Source organism: Pseudomonas sp. WOUb67 (assembly GCF_050058005.1).
Classification (GTDB): Bacteria; Pseudomonadota; Gammaproteobacteria; order Pseudomonadales; family Pseudomonadaceae; genus Aquipseudomonas; species Aquipseudomonas putida_R.
In genome coordinates, this window is record NZ_CP170112.1 from 2,335,060 (window position 1) to 2,357,734 (window position 22,675).

At 63.9% G+C, this 22,675-nt stretch carries 22 protein-coding genes; 12 read left to right on the forward strand and 10 right to left on the reverse strand.

The genetic code is table 11. The features are described 5' to 3' along the window. Nucleotides 1–47 precede the first annotated feature (47 nt). Together recQ and ABOC32_RS10620 are read left to right on the forward strand one after the other, a co-directional pair. Nucleotides 48–2,195, forward strand: coding sequence for a DNA helicase RecQ (gene recQ, locus ABOC32_RS10615; RefSeq protein WP_426810996.1), 2,148 nt, complete (start codon nt 48–50; stop codon nt 2,193–2,195). Nucleotides 2,196–2,345: 150 nt separating this feature from the next. Beyond that, on the forward strand, nt 2,346–2,783 hold the full coding sequence (locus ABOC32_RS10620; RefSeq protein WP_012273597.1) for a MarR family transcriptional regulator: 438 nt from the start codon (nt 2,346–2,348) through the stop codon (nt 2,781–2,783). 124 nt (nt 2,784–2,907) lie between these two features. On the opposite strand, the gene ABOC32_RS10625 is transcribed toward ABOC32_RS10620, so the two are convergent. Next, the gene (locus ABOC32_RS10625) at nt 2,908–5,094 is read right to left on the reverse strand and encodes a patatin-like phospholipase family protein (protein WP_426810997.1); all 2,187 of its coding nucleotides are present in this window, start codon (nt 5,092–5,094) and stop codon (nt 2,908–2,910) included. A 67-nt stretch (nt 5,095–5,161) separates the two neighbouring features. Between ABOC32_RS10625 and ABOC32_RS10630 the strand changes: the two genes are divergently transcribed. After that, on the forward strand, nt 5,162–5,443 hold the full coding sequence (locus ABOC32_RS10630; protein WP_426810998.1) for a SelT/SelW/SelH family protein: 282 nt from the start codon (nt 5,162–5,164) through the stop codon (nt 5,441–5,443). Here ABOC32_RS10630 and ABOC32_RS10635 read toward each other — a convergent pair whose 3' ends face one another. Next, the gene (locus tag ABOC32_RS10635; RefSeq protein WP_426810999.1) at nt 5,444–6,334 is read right to left on the reverse strand and encodes a DMT family transporter; all 891 of its coding nucleotides are present in this window, start codon (nt 6,332–6,334) and stop codon (nt 5,444–5,446) included. It lies immediately after the preceding gene. 183 nt (nt 6,335–6,517) lie between these two features. Next, on the reverse strand, nt 6,518–7,285 hold the full coding sequence (locus ABOC32_RS10640; protein ID WP_426811000.1) for an AraC family transcriptional regulator: 768 nt from the start codon (nt 7,283–7,285) through the stop codon (nt 6,518–6,520). A gap of 127 nt (nt 7,286–7,412) precedes the next feature. On the opposite strand from ABOC32_RS10640, the gene ABOC32_RS10645 reads away from it, so the two are divergent. Beyond that, the gene (locus ABOC32_RS10645; protein WP_426811001.1) at nt 7,413–8,225 is read left to right on the forward strand and encodes a UDP-2,3-diacylglucosamine diphosphatase; all 813 of its coding nucleotides are present in this window, start codon (nt 7,413–7,415) and stop codon (nt 8,223–8,225) included. A gap of 91 nt (nt 8,226–8,316) precedes the next feature. Here the strand turns inward: ABOC32_RS10645 and ABOC32_RS10650 are convergent, their stop codons facing one another. Next, nucleotides 8,317–8,628 (reverse strand): DUF962 domain-containing protein, encoded by a 312-nt coding sequence (locus ABOC32_RS10650; protein WP_016498465.1) that lies wholly within the window; start codon nt 8,626–8,628, stop codon nt 8,317–8,319. A gap of 154 nt (nt 8,629–8,782) precedes the next feature. Here ABOC32_RS10650 and ABOC32_RS10655 point away from each other — a divergent pair, with 154 nt between their 5' ends. Continuing rightward, nucleotides 8,783–9,844 carry an AraC family transcriptional regulator gene (locus ABOC32_RS10655; RefSeq protein WP_426811002.1) on the forward strand — a complete coding sequence of 354 codons (1,062 nt, stop codon included), beginning with the start codon at nt 8,783–8,785 and terminating at the stop codon, nt 9,842–9,844. On the opposite strand, the gene ABOC32_RS10660 is transcribed toward ABOC32_RS10655, so the two are convergent. Next, nucleotides 9,801–11,255: a TrkH family potassium uptake protein gene (locus tag ABOC32_RS10660; protein WP_426811003.1), complete on the reverse strand. Its 1,455-nt coding sequence runs from the start codon at nt 11,253–11,255 to the stop codon at nt 9,801–9,803. The genes ABOC32_RS10655 and ABOC32_RS10660 overlap by 44 nt on opposite strands. 180 nt (nt 11,256–11,435) lie before the next feature. Between ABOC32_RS10660 and ABOC32_RS10665 the strand changes: the two genes are divergently transcribed. Continuing rightward, entirely contained in the window at nt 11,436–11,993 is a 558-nt protein-coding gene (locus ABOC32_RS10665) for an NAD(P)H nitroreductase (protein ID WP_258653573.1), read from the forward strand. A 147-nt stretch (nt 11,994–12,140) separates the two neighbouring features. On the opposite strand, the gene ABOC32_RS10670 is transcribed toward ABOC32_RS10665, so the two are convergent. The 5 genes from ABOC32_RS10670 to ABOC32_RS10690 all read right to left on the reverse strand — a co-directional run bounded on the left by ABOC32_RS10670 (nt 12,141) and on the right by ABOC32_RS10690 (nt 15,849). Further along, nucleotides 12,141–13,481: a sensor histidine kinase gene (locus ABOC32_RS10670; protein WP_426811004.1), complete on the reverse strand. Its 1,341-nt coding sequence runs from the start codon at nt 13,479–13,481 to the stop codon at nt 12,141–12,143. Nucleotides 13,482–13,541: 60 nt separating this feature from the next. Further along, nucleotides 13,542–13,958: a Spy/CpxP family protein refolding chaperone gene (locus ABOC32_RS10675; RefSeq protein WP_086976434.1), complete on the reverse strand. Its 417-nt coding sequence runs from the start codon at nt 13,956–13,958 to the stop codon at nt 13,542–13,544. Nucleotides 13,959–14,071: 113 nt separating this feature from the next. Then, nucleotides 14,072–14,749 (reverse strand): response regulator transcription factor, encoded by a 678-nt coding sequence (locus tag ABOC32_RS10680; RefSeq protein ID WP_016498471.1) that lies wholly within the window; start codon nt 14,747–14,749, stop codon nt 14,072–14,074. Nucleotides 14,750–14,954: 205 nt separating this feature from the next. Continuing rightward, nucleotides 14,955–15,254 (reverse strand): YciI family protein, encoded by a 300-nt coding sequence (locus ABOC32_RS10685; RefSeq protein WP_426811005.1) that lies wholly within the window; start codon nt 15,252–15,254, stop codon nt 14,955–14,957. 1 nt (nt 15,255) lies between these two features. Continuing rightward, entirely contained in the window at nt 15,256–15,849 is a 594-nt protein-coding gene (locus ABOC32_RS10690) for a septation protein A (protein ID WP_019472976.1), read from the reverse strand. Between the two features lie 67 nt (nt 15,850–15,916). Between ABOC32_RS10690 and ABOC32_RS10695 the strand changes: the two genes are divergently transcribed. The 6 genes from ABOC32_RS10695 to ABOC32_RS10720 all read left to right on the forward strand — a co-directional run bounded on the left by ABOC32_RS10695 (nt 15,917) and on the right by ABOC32_RS10720 (nt 22,532). Then, entirely contained in the window at nt 15,917–16,777 is an 861-nt protein-coding gene (locus ABOC32_RS10695; RefSeq protein ID WP_426811006.1) for a PHP domain-containing protein, read from the forward strand. 13 nt (nt 16,778–16,790) lie between these two features. Then, complete coding sequence (locus tag ABOC32_RS10700) at nt 16,791–17,420, forward strand: L-threonylcarbamoyladenylate synthase (protein ID WP_426811589.1); 630 nt, start codon at nt 16,791–16,793, stop codon at nt 17,418–17,420. Between the two features lie 125 nt (nt 17,421–17,545). Beyond that, entirely contained in the window at nt 17,546–18,271 is a 726-nt protein-coding gene (locus tag ABOC32_RS10705; RefSeq protein WP_426811590.1) for a segregation and condensation protein A, read from the forward strand. After that, a complete protein-coding gene (scpB, locus tag ABOC32_RS10710; protein ID WP_086976439.1) occupies nt 18,258–19,025 on the forward strand; it encodes an SMC-Scp complex subunit ScpB in 768 nt (255 codons plus the stop codon). The genes ABOC32_RS10705 and scpB overlap by 14 nt, the downstream gene beginning before the upstream one ends. A 273-nt stretch (nt 19,026–19,298) precedes the next feature. Beyond that, nucleotides 19,299–20,366, forward strand: coding sequence for a 23S rRNA pseudouridine(2605) synthase RluB (gene rluB, locus ABOC32_RS10715; RefSeq protein WP_234228784.1), 1,068 nt, complete (start codon nt 19,299–19,301; stop codon nt 20,364–20,366). A 747-nt stretch (nt 20,367–21,113) separates the two neighbouring features. Continuing rightward, nucleotides 21,114–22,532: an amino acid permease gene (locus ABOC32_RS10720; RefSeq protein WP_264360314.1), complete on the forward strand. Its 1,419-nt coding sequence runs from the start codon at nt 21,114–21,116 to the stop codon at nt 22,530–22,532. The last annotated feature ends 143 nt before the right edge of the window (nt 22,533–22,675 follow it).

Genomic DNA, 22,675 nt, shown 5'->3' on the forward strand with positions numbered 1-22,675 from the left:
TCGTCCAGCCTGTATCCAGGATGGTACGGCGATTTGTGGAGTTGCACATGCTCGAACAGGCTCAGCGCGTTCTCAAGGACATTTTCGGCTACGACAGTTTCCGTGGGCGCCAGGCAGCAATCATCGAATGCGTGGCCAATGGCGGCGATGCCCTGGTGCTGATGCCCACCGGTGGCGGCAAGTCGCTGTGTTTCCAGGTGCCGGGGCTGCTGCGCCCGGGCCTGACGGTAGTGGTCTCGCCGCTGATTGCGCTGATGGACGACCAGGTCGCCACGCTGGACGAACTGGGTGTGTCGGCCGCCGCGCTGAATTCCACCCTGACGGCGGAGCAGCAGCGTGAACTGGCCGGGCGCCTGCGCCGTGGCGAAGTGAAGATGCTGTACCTGGCGCCGGAGCGCCTGGTGCAGCCGCGCATGCTCGACTTCCTGCGCGAGCTGGACATCTCGCTGTTTGCCATCGACGAGGCGCACTGCGTGTCGCAATGGGGCCACGATTTCCGCCCCGAATACCTGCAGCTGGGGCAGTTGGCCGAGCTGTTCCCGCACGTGCCGCGTATTGCGCTTACTGCCACCGCCGACATGCGAACCCGCGAAGAAATCGTCCAGCGCCTGCACCTGCAAGGTGCCGAGCGCTTCCTGTCGAGCTTCGACCGGCCGAACATCTTCTACCGCATCGTACCCAAGGAAGCGCCGCGCAAGCAGCTGATGGCCTTCCTCGGCGAGCGCCGCGGCAACGCCGGCATTGTCTACTGCCTGTCGCGCAAGAAGGTTGACGAAACCGCTGCCTTCCTTTGTGAACAGGGCTTCCCGGCATTGCCGTACCACGCAGGCCTGGCCGCCGAGACCCGTTCGGCCAACCAGCACCGCTTCCTCAACGAGGAAGGGCTGATCATGGTCGCCACCATTGCCTTCGGCATGGGCATCGACAAGCCCAACGTGCGCTTCGTTGCCCACCTCGACCTGCCCAAGTCGCTTGAGGCCTATTACCAGGAAACCGGCCGTGCCGGCCGTGACGGCCTGCCATCGGATGCCTGGATGGCCTACGGCCTGCAAGACATGGTAATGCTCAAGCAGATGCTGCAGAACTCCGAAGGTGACGAGCGCCACAAGCGCATCGAGCAGCACAAGCTGGACGCCATGCTGGCGCTGTGCGAAGAAACCCGCTGCCGTCGCCAGTCGCTGCTGGCCTATTTCGATGAAACCCTCGAACAGCCGTGCGGGCACTGCGACAACTGTGTCGACAACATCCAGACCTGGGACGCCACCGAGCCGGCCCGTCAGGCGCTGTCGGCGGTGTTCCGTACGGGCCAGCGCTATGGCGTCGGCCACCTGGTCGATGTGCTGTTGGGCAAGGACAACGAGAAGGTGCGCAATTTCGGCCACGAGAAGCTGTCGGTGTTCGGCGTCGGCAAGGGCCTGGCCGAGGTGGAGTGGCGTTCGCTGTTCCGCCAGCTGGTGGCGCGCGGCCTGGTCGACATCGACCTGGAAGGCTACGGCGGGCTGCGCCTGTCCGACAGCTGCCGGCCGCTGCTGCGCGGCGAGGTGACCTTGCAACTGCGTCGCGACCTCAAGCCGCAGACCACGGCCAAGTCTTCGTCGTCCGGTGGCGGCAGCCCGGCCAGCCAGTTGGTGCGTGCCGAAGAGCGCGAGCTGTGGGAAGCGCTGCGTACCCTGCGGCGCAAGCTGGCGGAGGAGCACAGTGTGCCGCCCTATGTCATCTTCCCCGACTCGACGCTGCTGGAAATGCTGCGCAGCCAGCCGGTCAGCCTCAGCGACATGGCCCAGGTCAGCGGTGTGGGCGCGCGCAAGCTCGAGCGCTACGGCCAGGCGTTCCTCGAAGTGCTGAACAGCAGCGGTGGCACCGAAGAGGCGCCGAAAGTGGTGCTCGACCTGCGCCACGAACTGGTCAGCCTGGCCCGCGCCGGCATGACCCCGGCGCAGATCGCCGGGCAGCTCAACTGCAGCGAGAAGAACGTGTATAGCCTGCTGGCCGAGGCGTTGGGCCGCCAGGAACTGAGCCTGGACCAGGCCCTCGACCTGCCGGAAGACCTGCTGATGGAAGTGCAGGATGCCTTCCTGGATGGCGAGGGCGAGCTGCCGCCGGTATCGGCGATTGCGCCGCTGTTTGTGGGCCGTGTGCCGGAGGGTGTGCTGTATTGCGTGCGTGCGGCGCTGGCGGCCGAGTTCGAGATGTGACGGGCAGCTGGATCGAGGGTAGAACCGCCATCTGCTGACCTTTGTCATGGTTTTTGACGATTATCGAACAATGAAGGGCGCGCGAGCCTTGCCTCGTGGGGCGGGGCATGGTTAGCTGCCTAATAATTAGATCTGTTCAATGAGTTGCTTATGCCCCTGACCGACAACCAACACCGCTTCGGCATGCAGCTGGCCCAGATGTCCCGGGGCTGGCGTGCCGAACTGGACCGCCGCCTGGCCGGGCTCAACCTGTCCCAGGCGCGCTGGCTGGTGTTGCTGCACCTGGCGCGGTTCGAAGAAGCCCCCACCCAGCGTGAGCTGGCCCAGAGCGTGGGCGTCGAAGGCCCGACCCTGGCGCGCCTGCTCGACAGCCTGGAAGCGCAAGGGCTGGTGCGCCGGCAGGCCGTGGTAGAAGACCGGCGAGCCAAGAAGATCTTGCTGTGCCCGCCGGCCAAGCCGCTGATCGACCAGATCGAAACCATCGCCAATCAACTGCGGGTGGAGCTGTTTACCGGGGTGGACGAGGCAGAGTTGCAGGTGTGCATGCGGGTGCATGCCAAGATCCTGGCCAACCTCGAAAAATCCTGAGGGCCCTTGGGGCTGCTTTGCAGCCTGTGGGAGCGGCTTTAGCCGCGAAGCATGCAACGCGGTGTATGGCACCGGCTTCGCCGGTGTTCGCGGCTGAAGCCGCTCCCACAGGGGCCCCGACGATTCAGAAGGTGTGCCCCAGGTTCAGGTACACCGCCTGCTCATGCGCACTGTTGGTGCCATAGCTGAAGTTCAGCGGCCCCAGCGGCGTCTCCAGCCCCAGGAAGATGCTCGCCGCATTGATGTAGCCACTGTCGAACTCGTTGTCGTTGTTCCACGCGCGCCCACGCTCCAGCGACCCGCCAATGTACAGCGGGAAGTCCAGCGGTACGTAGGCCCGCGGCGTCAGCCGGCGGTAGTAGACCATGCGCAGCAGGCTCACGTTCTGCCCCGACACCGAGTCCTGGCGGAAGCCTGACAGCTGCCGCGCCCCGCCCATCACGAAGCTCGATGTCACCACTTCGGTATCGTCCAGCGTGCGCCCGTAGCGCCCGCCCAGCACGAAGGTGTTCGGCCCGCTGCTGATGGCCTTGTCCAGGTTGAACAGCCACTGCCGGTAGTCCTGATCGGAATCCAGCGACTTGTCGTACTTGCGCAAGGTCAGGCTGATGTCCTCACCGCTGTGCGGGAAATACACGTTGTCGAGGGTGTCGAACGAGTACTTCAGCTCATAGAAGCCTTCGTTGAAGCTGACCTTGGGCAGGTCCTGGTCGCCAATGCGCACTTCGGCCTCGCCCCAGGCCTTGCCCACGCCCAGGCGTACTTCACCGTTGGTGCCAATCTGTCGCCCGACGTTCAAGCCAAGGCCGTAGCGCTCCAGGCGGTACTCGGCGACGGGGTCGTTGTCCAGGGTGGCTTCGATGTTCTGTGAGCTGAAGTCCAGGTACGGCGCGATGAAGTAGCGCGAGCCCACGTCCAGCGGCTGGTAGAACTCGCTGTACAGTTCTTGCTGGTCGCCGATCTGGCCACGGGTCAGCCACTCGGCACCCAGGCTGTTGATGCCGTTGACCCGGTAGCTGGCGCCCAGGTTGAAGGCACTGTCACCGCGCAGGTCGTCCGACAGGTTCAGGCCCAGGCGCAGGTAGTCGGTGCCGCCGCGTCGACCGCGGGCGTTGATCACCAGCGTGTTGTCGTTGCCCTTGTGCACCACGCGGTACTGCACCCGGTCGAAGTAGTCCAGGCCGTACAGTGTGCCCATGTCGGTCTGCAGCCGGTCCAGTTCCAGCGGGGCATTGATTGGCTGGCGAATGTACGAGCGGATGACGTCGTCGCTGACCTTGGCGTCGTTCTCGATTTTGATCGCGGTGATTACCGGCGTGCGCTGGCGCGGCGAGCGGGCCACGGCCAGGCTGCTGTCGCCCTCGGGCTGGCGCAGGGCGGCAAGGCGCGGGTCGAGCAGCCGGGTGGCGCGGTAACCGGCGTCGATCATGTCCTGTGCACGGCCGAAGTCGGTCACGCCAAACGCGGTCAGCGACGGCTGGATGAGGATGTCGTCGCGGTGCAGGCTGGCCAGTTGTTCTTCCGAATTGCGCCGGGTCATCAGGGTAATCGACTGGTTGAGCACGTCGACCACGGTCAGTAATTGCTTGCGATCCTTCAGTGGGGTGCCGATGTCGACCACGATGGCCAGGTCCACGCCCATTTCGCGGGCCACGTCGACCGGAATGTTGTCGACCATGCCGCCGTCCACCAGCAAGCGGCCGTCCAGTTCGACCGGCGCGAAAACAGCAGGGATCGACATGCTGGCGCGGATGACCTGGGGCAGGTGGCCGTGGCGGAACACTACTTTTTCGCCACTGGCGATGTCGGTGGCCACGGCGCGGAAGGGGATAGGCAGCTTGTCGAAGTCGCGGGTATCGGCGGTGTGCGCCAGTTTGCTTTCCAGCAGCAGTGCCAGGTTCTGGCCCTGGATTACCCCCAGCGGCAGGCCCAGGCTGCCGTCGTCGCGAAAGCTGAGCTTCTGCTTGACCAGGAAGTCGCGGTCATCCTGCTTGCGCCGGAACGGCACGTCCTTGCGCGGCGGGGCATCGGACAGCGCCTGTTGCCAGTCCAGGGTGGTGGCGAGCTTTTCCAGCTCTTCGACACTGTAGCCCGAGGCGTAAAGGCCGCCGACCACTGCGCCCATGCTCGTGCCGGCGATGGCGTCGATGCGCACGCCCTGTTCTTCCAGGGCCTTGAGCACACCGATGTGGGCCAGGCCACGGGCCGCACCGCCCGACAGTACCAGGCCGACCTTTGGCCTGACAGGCTCGGCGGCGATCGCCGTAAGCGAAGTGAGGGCGAGCAGGAAACAGAACAGCAAACGGCGCATCGTGAGTCTCAAACCGTGGGCTAAAGACCGCTAGTATAAGCGGCCCCTCACCTGGAGATGCCTCACCATGGCCGACACCAAGCCCGAAATCGTCATTACTTATTGCACCCAGTGCCAATGGCTGCTGCGCGCCGCCTGGCTGGCCCAGGAGCTGCTCAGCACCTTCACCGACGACCTTGGCCGGGTGGCGCTGGAGCCGGGTACCGGCGGCATCTTCCGCATCACCTGCAATGGTGTGCAGATCTGGGAGCGCAAGGCCGACGGCGGCTTCCCCGAGGCCAAGGCGCTGAAGCAGCGGGTGCGCGACCAGATCGACCCGCAGCGTGACCTGGGCCACAACGACCGCTGATCAGGCGCCCTCGGCCAGAGGCCGCTGCTTGGGCGGTTGTTCGGTGGCCATGCGGCTGGACAGCACGATGGCGAAGATGATCAGCGCACCGCCCAGCAGCATGCGCACGGTCGGGGTTTCGGCAAACACCACCCAGGCCACGGCAATGCCGTAGACCGGCTCCATGCCGAACACCACGGCGGCGGTGCGCGCCTTGATCACTGCCAGGCTGGCGACGAACAGGCTGTGCGCCACGCCGGTGCAGAAGATGCCGAGCAGGGCGATCCACAGCCAGTCCATGGCCGCCACGCCTGCCAGGCCGGGTGCTGCGAACGGCAGCAGGCACAGGCCTACCACCAGGTTCTGCCACAGTGCAGCCTGTACCGCAGGCAGGCGCCCGGAGCCGGCGCGGTTGGTGAGGGACAGCAGCGAGAACAGCAGCCCCGACAGCAGAGCCCAGAGCAGGCCACCAGTGGCTTCGCTGGCCAGGTCGAAGGCCGGCGTGACCAGTATCAGGCCGATGCTGACCAACAGCACCAGCACGGCCTCGTTGCGGCGGATGCGCTCGCGGAACAGCAAGCCTTCGAGGATGACGGTGAAGGCCGGGAAGCTGGCGAACCCGAGGGTGGCGATGGCCACGCCGCCGACTTTGACGGCGATGAAAAAACTGACCCAGTGGCCGGCCAGCAGCACACCGCCGAGCAGCAGGCGGCGGATGTCCTGGCTGCTCAGGCGTTGCCAGCCCGGGCCGGTCAGGCTGGCGAACAGGGCCAGGGCGAGCACGGCGAAGGCGGCGCGGCCGAAGACGATGATCGCCGGGCTGGCGCTGGCGGCCAGCTTGCCGAAGACGCCGGTGAGGCCGAAGAACAGCGCGCCAATGTGCAGGGCGCCGAGGGCGGTGCGGTGGTTCATGATGGGTCCTTGCTCAAGATCTCTACTGACTGTACCGGCCCTTTCGCGGGTGAACCCGCTCCCACAGGTACTGCACAAATTTGAACGTGGTGCGATCCCTGTGGGAGCGGGTTTACCCGCGAAGAGGCCGGCACTGGCAAAGTGTAAAACCACAGGCCAACGATTTCTGTCGCAAGACTGCCGTCAGTTGTCGCCAGACTCTCGCCGCAAGGCCAAGGGCGTACAGCCAAACGCCCGCAACATCGCCGCCGAAAACGCACTCTGTGAGCCATACCCTACCTGGGCCGCAATTTCCCCCATCGGCAACAAGGTCTGCACCACCAGCCGCCGCGCCTTCAGCAAGCGCCGCTGGCGAATGTAGTCCATCGGCGTCATCGCGCATTCCGCGATAAAACGTGCGTGCAGCCGCGCACTGGACAGCCCGGCCAGCCGCGCCAGGTCAGCCACTTGCAGCGGGTAGGCGGCATGTTGCTCGATATGCGCATCGAACGCGGCATAAGGTAAGCGCTGGCTGGCGCGCACGCTGGCGGCCGCCGTTGGGTTCAGGCTGGCCAGCAGCAGCGCTGCGCCTTGCCGGGCAATCAGCGGGTCGTCCATGGGGCTGGCGGCCAGCCAGTCGACCAACTGCTGCTGACGGTTGTCCAGGCCCAGCGCGGCGGGGCGGTCGAGCAGGCGGCGGCTGGCATCGGCATGCTCGCCCAACTGCTCGTGCAGCCACTGCTCCCCCGGCACATCTAGCACCAGGCAGTGGCTGCCGGCATCGCTGGCGCAGGTGTGATGCGCGCCCGCCGGTACCACCACCAACCCCTGCCGGTCGATCCCCGCGCCTTGCCCCTGCACCTCGAACTCCAGGCGGCCGCGCAGGCCGAACACCAGTTGCGGGTGTTCGTGGCTGTGGGCGATCAGGCTGTCGCGATAGTGGCGCAGCGAGAGGATAGGGCCGGCGGTCATGGGGGCGTCCTCGCAGGGCAGATGCGCATTGTGCCTCATTCCCTGCAGGCCATCACTCGTAACCGTTTTGCCACGGCGCTGTCATGCACGCCTGCCAGTCTCCAGCAAACTGCGCCGGAGCCTGTCCATGACCCATGCCGAACTCTCCCGTCCCTCGCGCAAGCAACGCGTGCGTACCTTGTGGATCTCCGATGTGCACCTGGGGACCCGCGACTGCCAGGCCGAACACCTGTCGCAGTTCCTCAAGGGTTACCAGGCCGACCGCGTTTACCTGGTGGGCGACATCATCGATGGCTGGAAACTGCGCGGTGGCATCTACTGGCCGCAAGCCCACACCAACGTGATCCGCCGCCTGCTGACCATGAGCAAGCGCGGTACCGAGGTGATCTACGTCACCGGTAACCATGACGAATTCCTGCGCCGGTATTCCAGGCTGATCCTGGGCAACATCCAGCTGGTGGATGAAGCCGAGCACCTGACCGCCGATGGCCGCCGCCTGTTGGTGATCCATGGCGACCAGTTCGACGTGATTACCCGTTACCACCGCTGGCTGGCGTTTCTCGGTGACCGTGCCTACGAGTTCACCCTGGTACTCAACCGCTGGCTCAATCAGTGGCGTGCGCGGTATGGCTATGGTTACTGGTCGCTGTCGGCGTACCTGAAGCACAAGGTCAAGGGTGCAGTGAACTTCATCAGCGACTTCGAGGATGCCATTGCCCACGAGTGCACCCGGCGTGGTTTTCATGGGGTGGTGTGCGGGCATATCCACCATGCCGAGATCCGCAAGGTGGGGGAGGTGGAGTACCTCAACTGCGGGGACTGGGTGGAGTCGTGCACGGCGCTGATCGAGCATTGGGATGGCAGCATCGAGCTGTACCGGCTGGCTGATGCCCAGGCGCGGGACGCGCAGGCGGTGGCGGCGTTGCGCGAGCCGGCGTAGGGCTGGAGGGCCATGGGGCTGCTTTGCAGCCCTTTCGCGACACAAGGCCGCTCCTACAGGGACCGCGAAAGGCCAGGTTTTACGCGGATTTTTACAGGCTGATCTTGCCCAGCAGGATATCCCTGAACATCACGAAATCCCCGGCCAGGCTGTACAGCGGGTAGGTGAAGGTCGCCGGCCGGTTCTTTTCAAAAAAGAAATGCCCGACCCAGGCAAAGCCGTAGCCGAACAGGGGCACGGCCAGCAGCAGCAACCATTTGCCACTGCCGATGGTATAGGCCAGCAGCGCAATCACCAGGCTGGTGCCGACAAAGTGCAGCCGGCGGCAGGTGGGGTTGCTGTGCTCCCCCAGGTAGTAGGGGTAGAACTCGGCAAAACTGCGATACTGCGCTGTGCGGTTCATGGCAGTGCTCCGGGATTAATACTTCTGGACAAGATGCACGGCGTGGAGCCTGATTCCAGTCTAGAGTGACTGACGGGGCCTATCAGTGACAATAGGCGCCAATTGAGTATCCTTGGGGTTCACCGCAGGAGCGGTCGGTAAAAAGAAGCCTGTCATGAGCGAAAGAACCACGTCAGCCAGTTGGGCATCAGGGATTGTGAAGGCACTCGAACTGGAAGGACTGGACTGCCCGTCCATGTTCAAGCAGCTGGGGCTGGACTTCGCTGCCCTCGATGACCCCGATGCACGTTTCCCCCAGGACTCCATGACCCGGCTCTGGCAGCTGGCGGTGGAGTTGTCGGGCAATGAAGCCATCGGCCTGAACATGGCGCGGGTGGTACGCCCTGCGTCGTTCCATGTGGTGGGCTATGCATTGATGTCCAGCCGCACGTTGGCCGAGGGTTTCCAGCGGCTGGTGCGCTACCAGCGCATCATCGCCGAAAGCTCCGATCTCAGTTTTGTCCTTGGCGCCGAAGGCTACTCGCTGATCCTGACGGTGCATGGCGACCACTTGCCGCCGACCCGGCACAGTGCCGAAGCCTCGCTGGCCTGTGCGCTGGCGCTGTGCAAATGGCTCAGCGGTCGGCCGGTGCAGCCGCGCCGGGTACTGGTGCAGGGGCCGCAGCCAAAGAATGTCGAGCCGTACAAGGTGGCGTTCCATTCGCCCCTGGTGTTCGGTGCGCCACACGATGCGCTGGTGTTCGAGCGTGCCGACATGGAGGCGCCGCTGCCGACTGCCAACGAGGCCATGGCGGTGCTGCACGACCGTTTTGCCGGGGAGTACCTGGCGCGCTTTTCCGAAAGCCGGGTTACCCACCGCGTGCGCCAAGTGTTGTGCCGCATCCTGCCGCAGGGCGAGCCCAAGCGCGAAACCCTGGCCCAGGCCCTGCACCTGTCGCAGCGCACCTTGCAGCGGCGGCTGCAGGAGGAGGGCACCAGTTTCCAGACCTTGCTCGATGACACCCGTCGCGAGCTGGCCGAGCAGTACCTGGCCCAGCCGGGCATGACACTGCTGGAAACCGCCTACCTGCTGGGCTTTGCCGACCCCAGCAACTTCTACCGGGCGTTCCGCCGCTGGTTCGATGTCACCCCCAGCGAGTATCGCGCCCGTCTCGGTGGGGAGGCCGAGGTGGTCAGTGACGCCAGAACGCCGGCATACACAGCACCAGCACCGTAATGATTTCCAGGCGGCCAAGCAGCATGCCGGCCGCCAGGATCCACTTGGCTGCGTCCGGCAGCGTGGCATAGTTGCCTGACGGGCCGATCACTTCACCCAGGCCCGGGCCCACACCCGACACCGTGCCGGCGGCGCCGGTCAATGCGGTCATCCAGTCCACGCCCAGCAAGGACAGCAGCAGGGCCATGACGCAGATGGTGATGGCGAAGAAGAACGAGAACGTCAGAATCGAACGCACGATGTCTTCGTCGAGGCGGTGGCCGTTGTATTTCTGCTTGATCACCGCGCGTGGGTGGATCAGTTGGTTGAGGTTGGCCTTGAGCAGGATGTAGGCCACCTGGAAGCGGAAAATCTTGATACCGCCTGCCGTCGAGCCGGAGCAGCCGCCGACGAAGCCCAGGTAGAAGAACAGCATCAGCGAGAAGTTGCCCCACAGGCTGTAGTCGCCCAACGCGAAGCCGGTGGTGGTGACCACCGAGGTCACGTTCAACGCCACGTGGCGCAGGGCGTCGAGCCAGTGCAGGTTGGTGCTGTACCAGTACCAGGTGCCCAGCACCAGCCAGGTCACGATCAGCATGCCCAGCAAACCCTGCACCTGCTGGTCACGGATCAGTGCCTTGCGGTTGCCGCGCAGGGTGGCTACGTAAAGGGTGAACGGCAGGCTGCCCATGATCATGACCACCACCGCGACCCAGTGCACGGCCGGGATATCCCATTTTGCCAGCGACTGGTCGGAGGTGGAGAAGCCGCCGGTGGAGATGGCCGACATGGCGTGGTTGATCGCATCGAACGGGCTCATGCCCGCCCACCAGAAGGCCAGCGAGCCGAGGATCGAGAAGCCGACGTACACCCCGACGATGGACTTGGCGACCATGTGCGAGCGCGGCATGACCTTTTCCGAGCGGTCGGACGATTCGGTCTGGAACAGGCGCATGCCACCGATGCGCAGCAATGGCAGGATCGCCACCGCCATGGCGATGAAGCCGATGCCGCCGAGCCAGTGCAGCATCGAGCGCCACATGAGGATACCCGGTGACATGGTATCCAGCCCGCTGAGCACGGTAGCGCCGGTAGCGGTGATGCCCGACATGCTCTCGAAGAAGGCATCGGTGTAGCTGATGTGCTGGGTCAACAGGAAGGGCAGTGCGGCAAACACGCACACCACCAGCCAGCTGCTGACCGTCAGCAGGTACATGTCACGCGGGCGCAGGTGCACATGTTCGGGGCGGCCCGGCACCACCAGGCCCAGGCCGGCGATGAAGGTGATCAGGCTCGACCAGAGGAAGGAAGGCATGTCACTGGTGCGCTCGAAGATCACCAGGGTCGCCATGGGCACGGCCATGCCGACGGCGAGGGTAATCAGGAAGATGCCGATGATGAAACCAATGATCCTTAAGGTCGGCAACGCCATGTGATCTGCTCTGACTCGAAACGGAAGGGCGCCATTCTACCTGTGGGTTGATGAGCTGCAAGCTGCTAGCTTCAAGCTGCAAGAAAGAGCAACGTGCGCCGGCCGCTTCTGCTTGAAGCTTGCAGCTTATAGCTAGCAGCTTGAGAATGGCCGCACATTCAACTGCCAGGAGGGTAGCCGATGGAGGCTCTCGACGCATTGCTCAACCGTGTTTCCGTGCCACGCCTGACCGACCCGGCACCCAACGCCGCCCAGCGCGAGGCGCTGTTCCAGGCTGCCTTGCGCGCCCCGGATCATGGCCAGCTGCGGCCATGGCGTTTTCTCACCATCGAAGGCCAGGGCCGTGAAAAGCTGGGCGAGCTGTTCGCTGAAGCCGTGCAGAACAAGGGCGATGCCAGCCAGGCAGCGCTGGACAAGGCCCGTGCCATGCCACTGCGGGCACCGCTGCTGATCGTGGTCATCGCCAAGCTGCAGGACCACTTCAAGGTGCCCAAGTCCGAGCAGCGCCTGGCCGCGGGCTGTGCGGCGCACGGCATTCTGATTGCCGCGCATGCGCAAGGCGTCGGGGCGGTGTGGCGCACCGGGGACATGGCGTTTGATGCCCATGTGCACAAGGGGCTGGGGTTGGCCGAGAATGAAGAACTGATCGGTTACCTGTATGTCGGCACGCCGTTGACCGAGCCACGCACTGCCCCGGTGCTGGAAACTGCCGAGTTCGTCAGCGCCTGGGGCGAGTAACGCAGCCTTGGGCAGATTGTTGTATCAAGGCCACTGGCCTCTTCGCGGGCACGCCCGCTCCCACAGGTGCGGTGCAAGTCTCAGGCATCGCACAGTACCTGTGGGAGCGGGCGTGCCCGCGAAGAGGCCGGATGCCTTTACATCACATCAACTGCCCGCCGCCTCAGCCAAGGGCAACTCCAGCCGAGCTACAAATCCTTCCTGTGGGTGATTGTCCAGCACCAGGCTCCCGCCATGGCGCTCCGCCGCCTTGCGGGCAATCGCCAGCCCCAGCCCATGCCCCGGCGCTTCCTGCCCCGGTGCGCGGAAGAACGGTTCGCCCAATTGCGTTAGGTGTTCCGCTGCCGCCCCTGGCCCATGGTCACGCACGCTGATCACAATGCGGTCCTGCTCACGCACGGCACTCACTTCGACCGGCTGCCCGACCGGATTGAAGCGCAAGGCGTTGCGCAGCAGGTTGTCCACGGCACGTTCGATCAGCGTTGGCCAACCGTGCAGGGTCAACCCCGGCTGCGCTTCCAGGCGCACGTCCTGGTCCGGTGCGCTGAGCAAGGCGTCCTTGCGCACGCTGCCGAGCAGGGCGTTGAGGTCGACGGGCTCGGCATGAGCCTGCTCGGCATCGACCCGGGCCAAGGCAAGGATTTCGCTGATCAGGTCTTCCAGCCGGTCGCACTCGCGGGTCAGGCGCGGCCACAGGGTCTCGCGCTGCTCGGGCCCGGCGCGCTCGGCCAAGGCCAGGGCGATGCGCAGCCTGGCCAGCGGCGAGCGCAGCTCATGGGATACATCGCGCAGCAACTGGCGCTGGCTGCCAATGGTGCTTTGCAGGCGCGCGCCCATCTTGTTGAAGTCTTTGGCCAGCACGCCAAACTCGTCGCGCCGCGCCGCCAGTTGCGCCAGGCTGTTCTGCTGGTAGGTGGTCTGGCCCAGGTCATGCACCGCGCTGCGCAGGCGGCTTAGCGGGCGGGTAATGGACAGGGTGACCAGCAGGCTGAACAGGGTCAGCACCACCAGCGCAATCCCCAGGGCACTGAGCGGCCACATCAGGCTTTCGCGGTGCCAGGCATCCAGCGCCGGATGGGGAATGCGGTAGATCAGCAGGTAGGTTTCGCCGGTCTCGGGGCTGGTGTACTCCTCGGTCAGCCGGCGCCATGGCAGGCGCCGCTCGTCATTGTGCTGGCGTGCCTCGAAGGCTGCCGCACGGCGCGGGAAGGTGCCGGGCACCACGGCCTCGCCACTGTCGTCGAGCACCTGCACGTCGATCTTGTAGCGATCCTTGCGCCGTTCCAGAAAGTGCTGCGCCGAATCCAGGCCTTCTTTCTCGTAATGCTTGGTCCACTTGCTGGCCAGGGTATTCAGGCCCGGGTGGCGGCTAAGGATCCAGGCGTCCTGGTTGAGCATATGGCCCAGCAGGATCGACAGGCCTGCGACCAGGGTGATGGCCAGCCAGAAACTGGCCAGGATGCGCCAGAACAGTGAACGCAAGTGCACCTCCTGTAAACGGTAAAAGCCCGGCCCGCGGGGAGGCGGGCCGGGCATCGGGCGTACAGCTTACTGAGCCTTGGTGCCTTTTTCAGCTTTCCAGGCCTGGAACTCCTGCCACTCGGCTTTCTTTGCGGCGCGTTCCTTTTGCAGTTCGTCGAACTTCTTCTGCTGCTCAGGTTTGAGCAGGTTGCGCACTGCGCTGTCGGTCTTGGCACGGCTGGCTTGCAGCTCGTCCTTCATGGCTTTCTGGTCGGCGGCTGGCAGCTTGGCCAGGTAGCGCTCGTTGATGTCACGGCGTTGCTGCATCTGCTCGCCCATCAGCTTGCCGATTTGCTGGCGCTGGTCGCGGCTCAGGTCCAGTTGATGGAAAGGCGCATCACCGCGATGATGCGGGCCGTCGTGACGCGGGCCGCCTTCAGGCATGGCCATGGCCACGGTCGGCAGGGCGGCGGCGAACATCAGGGCGATAAGGGTCTTGCGCATGGTGTCTCTCCTTTCATAGGCCGGTGGTTACCGGATGAGCACAGTCTAGGGAGATCACCGTCAAGCGCAGTCAGCGGATGGTAAAGGCTCGGTAAAGATGAACCGGGGCGAACTCACAGGCAGTAGTAGTAACCACGGCTACGCAGCGCCACGATGCGTGGACGGCCATCGGCATGCGGGCCGATCTTCTTGCGCAGGTTGCTGACATGCATGTCCAGGCTGCGGTCGTACAGGGTCAGTTTGCGGCCCAGGCCGATTTGCGCCAGTTCCTGCTTGTCCAGCGGTTCGCCGGGCTGGCGCAGCAGGGCTTCAAGAATGCGGCTTTCCGACAGGGTCAGGGTCATTTCACGGCCGTCGATGCTGGCCACACCACGTGCGGGGCTGTACACCAGGTCGCCCAGTTCCACCTGGCTGGTGGTGGCGGTGGGGTGGCTGCGGCGCAGTACGGCCCGCAGACGGGCTGTGAGCTCGCGTGGATCGCAAGGTTTGGCCAGGTAGTCGTCGGCGCCCAGTTCCAGGCCGAGAATACGGTCCAGCGGCTCGCCGCGTGCAGAGAGCATCAGCACCGGCAGCTCGGTATGCTCGCTGCGCAATTGCTTGAGCAGCTCCAGGCCGCTGCCATCGGGCAGCATCACGTCCAGTACCACGGCCGCCGGCGCATACTCGGCCAGGGCCTGGCGTGCGCTCTGGCCATCGTGGCAGGCACGCACCGTGAACCCTTCCTGGGTCAGCCAACTGCCGAGCAGCTCGCACAGCTCCTGGTCATCATCAATCAGTAACAGCTCGCTCATGACTCACTCAATTCAACCATTGACGGCGGTTATTCGGCCCGCCAGTGGCAAAGATACCGCAGACTGATGGCAATCGTATAACTGCGGCTACCGCGTGGCCCCCTTCGCGGGCTTGCCCGCTCCCACAGATACTCCACAGATCCTGAGGCTTGTGGGTTACCTGTGGGAGCGGGCAAGCCCGCGAAGAAGCCGACTCGGTCTCAGATCAAGGCAGCACTTGCTTGAATGGCTTGACGATGACGTTGTCGTACACGCCCGCCGCAATGTACGGGTCGGCTTCAGCCCAGGCCTGCGCCGCAGCCAGCGATTCGAATTCGGCAACGATCAGGCTACCGCTGAAACCGGCTTCGCCCGGGTCGTTGCTGTCGATGGCCGGGTGTGGGCCGGCCAGCACCACGCGGCCTTGGGCCTTGAGCTGCTGCAGGCGTTCGATGTGTGCCGGGCGGGCAGCCAGGCGCTTTTCCAGGGAGTTTGCGACGTCGCTGGCGATGATGGCGTAGAGCATGTCAATCCTTGGGTTTGGTAGTGGAAGGGTCGTCGTGCAGGTGGCGCGACAGGTACACGCCTTGCGCCACCAGGAAGATCACGGTCATGCCCAGGCTGCCGAACACCTTGAAGTCGACCCAGAAGTCCTGGAAGGTGAAGGCAACGAACAGGTTGGCCGCGCCGCAGAACAGGAAGAAGGCGATCCAGGCAACGTTCAGGCGCGACCAGACGGCATCGGGCAGGGTCAGGGCATGGCCCATGATGCGCTTGATCAGCACCCGGTCACCGATGAAGTGGCTGCCGGCAAAGCCCAGGGCGAACAGCCAGTTCACCACCGGCGCTTTCCATTTGAGGAAGGTTTCGCTGTGGAACGTCAGGGTCAGGCCGCCGAACACCAGGCAGGCCACCAGGGTCAGCCACTGGCCCTTTTCCAGCCTGCGCTGGCGCAGGAACAGCGCGCCGTACACCACCAGCGAGCTGATGATCAGCATGGCCGTGGCACTGTAGATGCCACCGAATTCGAAGCTGTGGCCGGCGACTTCCATGGGGCGCGGGTCCAGCTTGTAGACGATGAAGAACAGCAGCAGCGGGATGAAATCGATGAATTGTTTCACAATGGCAGCCAGAATCGGGATGTGACGGCATAATAACAAACATCGATTCCAGCGAAAGCGCTCCTCCATGAATGTTGATCTGCACTGTCACAGCACGGCCTCCGACGGCGCCCTGTCGCCCTCGGTACTGGTTGCCCGGGCCCATGAGCACGGGGTGCAAACGCTGGCACTGACTGACCATGACACCCTCGAAGGCTTGCCCGAAGCCCGCCAGGCCTGCATTGAACGGGGCATGCGCTGGGTCAGCGGGGTGGAATTGTCGTGCACCTGGGGTGGCGCGACCATTCATGTGCTGGGTTATGACTTCCCGCTGGACGCGCCGCCCTTGCTGGCGGCGATTGAATCACTGCACACGGGGCGCTGGTTGCGCGCCGAAGAAATCGACAAACGGCTGGCGGCCAAAGGCATGCCGGGTACGCTTGAGGGCGCCCGGGCCGTGCAGCACGAGCTGGGCGACAGTGGCAACGCCCCGGCGCGCCCGCATTTTGCCGAATACCTGGTGCGTGCCGGGCACGTAAAAGACCGTGGCGAGGCGTTTCGCAAGTGGCTGGGCGCCGGCAAGCTGGGCGACGTCAAGCAGCACTGGCCGACCCTCGACGAAACTGTTGCCACCCTGCGCCAGTCCAAAGCCTGGGTGAGCCTGGCCCACCCGATGCATTACGACCTGACCCGCAGCAAGCGCAGAAGGCTGATTGCCGACTATATTCAGGCAGGCGGGCAGGCACTTGAGGTGGTCAACGGGATGATGCCGGCCGAGCAGGTGGGCACGATGTCCATCCTTACGCGTGAGTTCGGCCTGCTGGCAAGTGCTGGCAGTGACTTCCACGGCCCCGGCACCTGGGGAGAGATCGGTGCCTACCGGCCTTTGCCCGAGGACCTGCCACCTCTGTGGCGTCGATTCAGCCATGAACAGCCTTTGGCGCTATGAACAGGACGATTACGTGAGCCAATTTTTCCAGATACATCCGGAAAACCCACAGCCGCGCCTGATAAAACAGGCCGTCGAGATCATCCGCAAGGGTGGCGTGGTGGTGTATCCGACCGACTCGGCGTATGCGCTGGGTTGCCAGATGGGTGACAAGGCGGCGATTGAGCGGGTGCGTCGCCTGCGCGGGCTGGACAAGACGCACAACTTCACCCTGATGTGCTGTGACATGTCACAGCTGGGGTTGTACGCCAAGGTCGACACCGGCACCTTCCGCTTGCTCAAGGCGCATGTCCCCGGGCCTTATACCTTCATTCTCAACGGCACCCGTGAAGTACCGCGGCTGCTGTTGCACGACAAGCGCCGCACCATTGGCCTGCGCGTACCGGCCCACGCCATCACCTTGGCCTTGCTGGCCGAGCTGGGCGAGCCGCTGATGAGCGTGAGCCTGATCCTGCCGGGTGACAGCGAGCCGATGACCGACCCTTACGAAATCCGTGAGCGGCTGGAGCACCACGTCGACCTGGTCATCGACGGCGGTTTTGGCGACCTCAAGGCGTCGACCATCATCGACTTGTCCGGCGACGAGCCGGAACTGATCCGCGAAGGCTGCGGCGACCCCACGCCGTTTCTGGTCAGCGCGTGAGCCAGTTGGAAACGCCCGAGGCGCCGGCTGAACAGGCCGAGTCGCCTCGGCAGTTGCAACTGGCCCTGGTCTACGGCGAAGCCCTGACCGAAATGCCGCTGGACCTGTACATCCCCCCGGATGCCCTGGAAGTCATCCTCGAAGCCTTCGAAGGGCCGCTGGACCTGTTGCTGTACCTGATCCGCAAGCAGAACATCGACATCCTCGACATCCCGGTGGCGGAAATCACCCGCCAGTACATGGGGTACGTGGAGCTTATGAAGAGCGTGCGCCTGGAACTGGCCGCCGAGTATCTGGTGATGGCCGCCATGCTGGCCGAGATCAAGTCACGCATGCTGCTGCCGCGCTCGGCCGATGTCGAGGAGGAGGAGGGCGACCCGCGCGCCGAGCTGATCCGCCGCCTGCAGGAGTACGAGCGTTTCAAGGCCGCGGCCGAGGGCATCGACGAACTGCCGCGGGTGGGCCGCGATGTCGTGGTGCCACGCCTGGAAGCACCGCAGGCCAAGGTGCGCAAACTGTTGCCGCAGGTCAGCCTGGAAGAGCTGCTGATGTCCATGGCCGAGGTAATGCGCCGTAACGACCTGTTCGAAAGCCACCAGATCAGCCGTGAGACCTTGTCTACCCGCGAGCGCATGAGCCAGGTGCTGGAACGCCTCAAGGGCGGTGCTTTCGTGCCGTTCGGCGCACTGTTTACCGCTGAGGAGGGCAAGCTGGGGGTGGTGGTGACCTTCATGGCGGTACTCGAACTGGTGAAGGAATCGCTGATCGAACTGGTGCAGAATGAACCCTTCGCCGCCATCCACGTGCGGCTTCGCCCAGCGCTTGTTGAAGAACCTGATGAACCTGAATGACCCCCGCGACCTGGCGTCACTGATCGAAGCTTTTTTGCTGGCTTCGGGCAAGCCGCAATCCCTGGAGCGCCTGTACGAGCTGCTCGAAGAGGCCGAGCGCCCCGAGCCCCACGTGTTCAAGCAGGCCCTTGAGGTGCTGGGCAAGTCGTGCAACGGCCGTGCCTTCGAACTCAAGGAAGTGGCCAGCGGCTACCGCCTGCAAATTCGCGAAGACTTTGCGCCCTGGGTCGGGCGCCTGTGGGAGGAGCGCCCGCAGCGTTATTCGCGTGCGCTGCTCGAAACCCTGGCCCTGATCGCCTACCGCCAGCCCATTACCCGTGGCGAGATTGAAGACGTGCGGGGCGTTGCGGTGAACAGCAACATCATCAGGACCATGGTCGAGCGCGAGTGGATCCGCGTGGTCGGCTACCGCGAAGTGCCCGGGCGGCCCGCGATGTTTGCCACCACCAAGGCGTTTCTCGACCATTTCAACCTCAAGAGCCTGGATGAACTGCCGGCTCTGGCCGAGTTGCGCGAAATGGAGCCGGCGCCGCTGCTCGACCCGGATGATGCGCCCGTACCGGCGCACCTGCAGGCGTTGGCGGATGCCAGCCTGGGGGACGAAGAGGTTGCAGAGCCCAAGGACGAAACCAGCTTCCGTAGCTTGCTGGTGGAGCTGGATGCCATGGAAGAGGGGCTGAAGATCGATTTCGATGACTTGCGCGAGGATGAGCCTGAGGCTTCCGTGGAAGAAGAGGGCAAGTTGCAGCCCTGATCTGCTGCTGCCTGTGTCGGCCTCTTCGCGGGTAAACCCGCTCCCACAGGGAGTTCACAGGGTCTGAATGTGGTGCAGTACCTGTGGGAGCGGGTTTACCCGCGAAGAGGCCGGCACTGCCATTACACCACCATTAGGCAGAAACCCCTTCCAAAGCCCACAAAACCCTCTAACCTCCAGTGCGTTCCATTGCCGAACCGCGTATGATGCGCGGCCTTTTGGCGCGTTCGTCGCCAAGAACCTGTTTTCATTCCTACACCGGGAGGTGCCCAGATGAGTGAGCAAGACCTGCAAGATACCGAGATCACCCCACCCGCCGGCGAAAAGCTGCAGAAAGTGCTGGCGCGTATTGGCGTGGGCTCGCGCCGTGACGTCGAGGCCTGGATCAGCCAGGGCCGCATCAAGGTCAACGGCGTTGCGGCCACCCTTGGACAGCGCGTCGACCTGCACGATGCCATTGCCGTAGACGGCAAGCTGATCAAGCGCGAAGAGGCCGCCGAGGCCACCCGCCGGGTGATCATGTACAACAAGCCCGATGGCGAAATCTGCACCCGTGACGACCCGGAAGGCCGCCCGACCGTGTTCGACCGCCTGCCACGGCCAAAAGAAGGCCGCTGGATCAATATCGGCCGCCTCGACATCAACACCACCGGCTTGCTGCTGTTCACCACCGACGGTGAGCTGGCCAACCGCCTGATGCACCCGTCCTACGAGATGGACCGTGAGTACGCGGTACGTGTGCGTGGCGAAGTCGACGACGAGATGATCGAGCGCCTGAAAGCCGGCGTAATGCTGGAAGACGGCCCGGCCAAGTTCACCGACATCCAGAAGGCACCAGGTGGCGAAGGCTTCAACCACTGGTACCACTGCGTGGTGATGGAAGGCCGTAACCGTGAAGTGCGTCGCCTGTGGGAATCCCAGGGCATGGTGGTCAGCCGCCTGAAGCGCGTGCGTTTCGGCCCGGTGTTCCTCAACTCCGACCTGCCGATGGGCCGCTGGCGTGAAATGAGCCAGGGCGAAATCGACATCCTGGCCGCCGAAGTGGGCCTGCAGCCAGTGGCGCTGCCTGCCATGAAGCTCAAGGCCAAGGACAAGATGGAGCGCCTGCAGCGCAAGTCGACCCGCCCGCTGGGCCGTGGCGAGCGCGTACGCAACCTGCGCCCGGCTCACGAAGGTGCTGCTACCGGCGAGCGTCCGGCGCGTCAGCCGCGTGAAGAGGCGCCGCGTAAACCTAACCGTGGCAGCACGGTGGCCGAGCGCCCAAGCGATATGCGCAAGCGCCCGGGCAAGCCTGATGGCGACAAGCCGGCAGGCCGTGGTCGTGGCAAGCCGCGTGGCTGATAGGCCATTGTGGTAATCAGGAAACCAGTCTTCGGACTGGTTTTTTTATGCCTGTGAGATTTTGGGGCTGCTTTGCAGCCCTTTCGCGGCACAAGGCCGCTCCTACAGGAATCGAGTAAATGCAGATGTTGCGCGGTCCCTGTAGGAGCGGCCTTGTGCCGCGATGGGCCGCAAAGCGGCCCCAAGATATTGAACAAAAAGAATTTTTCTGACGACTGGCAAGTTCTTGAACCGCCTTGTAAAGAAATCTATACGAATATGGCCGTTTTCAGTCCGCATTGCAGATTAAGCCCCATCCTGTAAACAAACCTTGCCGAAGGCCATGTGCCAAAGCCGCCCCCCTGAGCGTTCCCACCCTTGCCCAAACCCCCGTCCCCACGGTGTTATAGCCGCCATTGCCGTGTGCAAGAGCCCGTCCACAGAGCCGGGCTGACAAAACAACAAATGGAGGCGCCATGTACGCCGATCACCCAGCCTTTCTAGGCCCACACCACAGGATCGCTGCGTTTTTTCCGGAAGGAGGGACGCAACGCGTTGACGCCTGCGCGTTTGCAGGGGTATACAGTGCGCCGCGTTTTACCTGTGACCCTCTTGCGTACCGCGCACTCTTGATCACGCCTGGTTGACCCGCCTCGGCGGCACCTGAGGTCAAGAAACCCAAGGTAACCACCTTGCTCATTCCGCTGCGCCACGAGCGCGGTGGGTCCGATTCCGTCACAGATAAAAACAATGCAGGTGACTTCGTTCATGAGTGGACAAAACATGCATTCAGGCGAGCTCAAGCGGGGCCTGAAGAACCGCCACATCCAGTTGATCGCCCTTGGTGGTGCGATTGGTACCGGCCTGTTCCTCGGCTCGGCAGGCGTGATGAAATCCGCCGGCCCGTCAATGATCCTTGGCTACGCCATTTGCGGCTTCATCGCCTTCATGATCATGCGCCAGCTTGGCGAAATGATTGTCGAAGAGCCGGTGGCCGGCTCGTTCAGCCACTTTGCCCACACTTACTGGGGTGGTTTCGCTGGCTTCCTGTCGGGCTGGAACTGCTGGGTGCTGTACATCCTGGTGGGCATGTCGGAGCTTTCGGCGGTCGGCAAGTATGTTCACTACTGGTGGCCGGAGATTCCTACCTGGGTCACGGCGGCGGCGTTCTTCGTGCTGATCAACGCCATCAACCTGATGAACGTGAAGTTCTTCGGTGAGGCCGAGTTCTGGTTTGCCATCATCAAGGTCGTGGCCATCGTCAGCATGATCGGCCTGGGTGCCTACCTGCTCACCAGCGGCAGCGGCGGCCCGGACGCCACCATCGCCAACCTGTGGTCCCATGGCGGCTTCTTCCCGAACGGTGTCAGCGGGCTGGTCATGGCCCTGGCGTTCATCATGTTCTCCTTCGGTGGCCTGGAAATGCTCGGTTTCACCGCCGCCGAGGCCGACAAGCCGAAGACCGTGATCCCCAAAGCGATCAACCAGGTCATCTACCGCATCCTGATCTTCTATGTCGGTGCCTTGGTGGTGCTGCTGTCGCTGACCCCGTGGGACAACCTGGTGGCCAGCATCGATGCCTCGGGTGGCAGCTACGGCAGCAGCCCGTTCGTGCAGGTGTTCTCGCTGCTGGGCAGTGACGTGGCCGCCCACCTGCTGAACTTCGTGGTATTGACCGCCGCGCTGTCGGTGTACAATAGCGGCACCTACTGCAATGCCCGCATGCTGCTGGGCATGGCCGAGCAGGGCGATGCCCCGGCGTCGCTGGCCAAGGTCGACAAGCGTGGCGTGCCAGTGCGTGCAATCCTGGTGTCGGCTGCCGTTACCTTTGTCGCCGTGCTGCTCAACTACCTGATGCCGCAGAACGCCCTGGAACTGCTGATGTCGCTGGTAGTGGCTACCCTGGTGATCAACTGGGCGATGATCAGCTACTCGCACCTGAAGTTCCGTCAGCACCTGAACCGTACCGGCCAAAAGCCGCTGTTCAAAGCGCTGTGGTACCCCTACGGCAACTACGTGGTGCTGGCCTTCGTGGTGCTGATTCTGGGCATCATGCTGATGATCCCGGGTATCCAGGTTTCGGTGTATGCGATCCCGGTGTGGCTGTTTGCGATGTTCGTCATCTACATGGTCAAGCCGCGCCGCAGGATGAATGCTGGCGGGGCTGCGGGTACCGTAGCCAAGTAAGTGACCCAAGGCAGTATGCAAAAACCCCAAGCCAGGTGACCGGCTTGGGGTTTTTTATTGCCTGTGCCGGCCTCTTCGCAGCGCAAGGCTGCTCCAACAAATGGAACGGCGATCGCCTGTAGGAGCAGCCTTGTGCTGCGAAG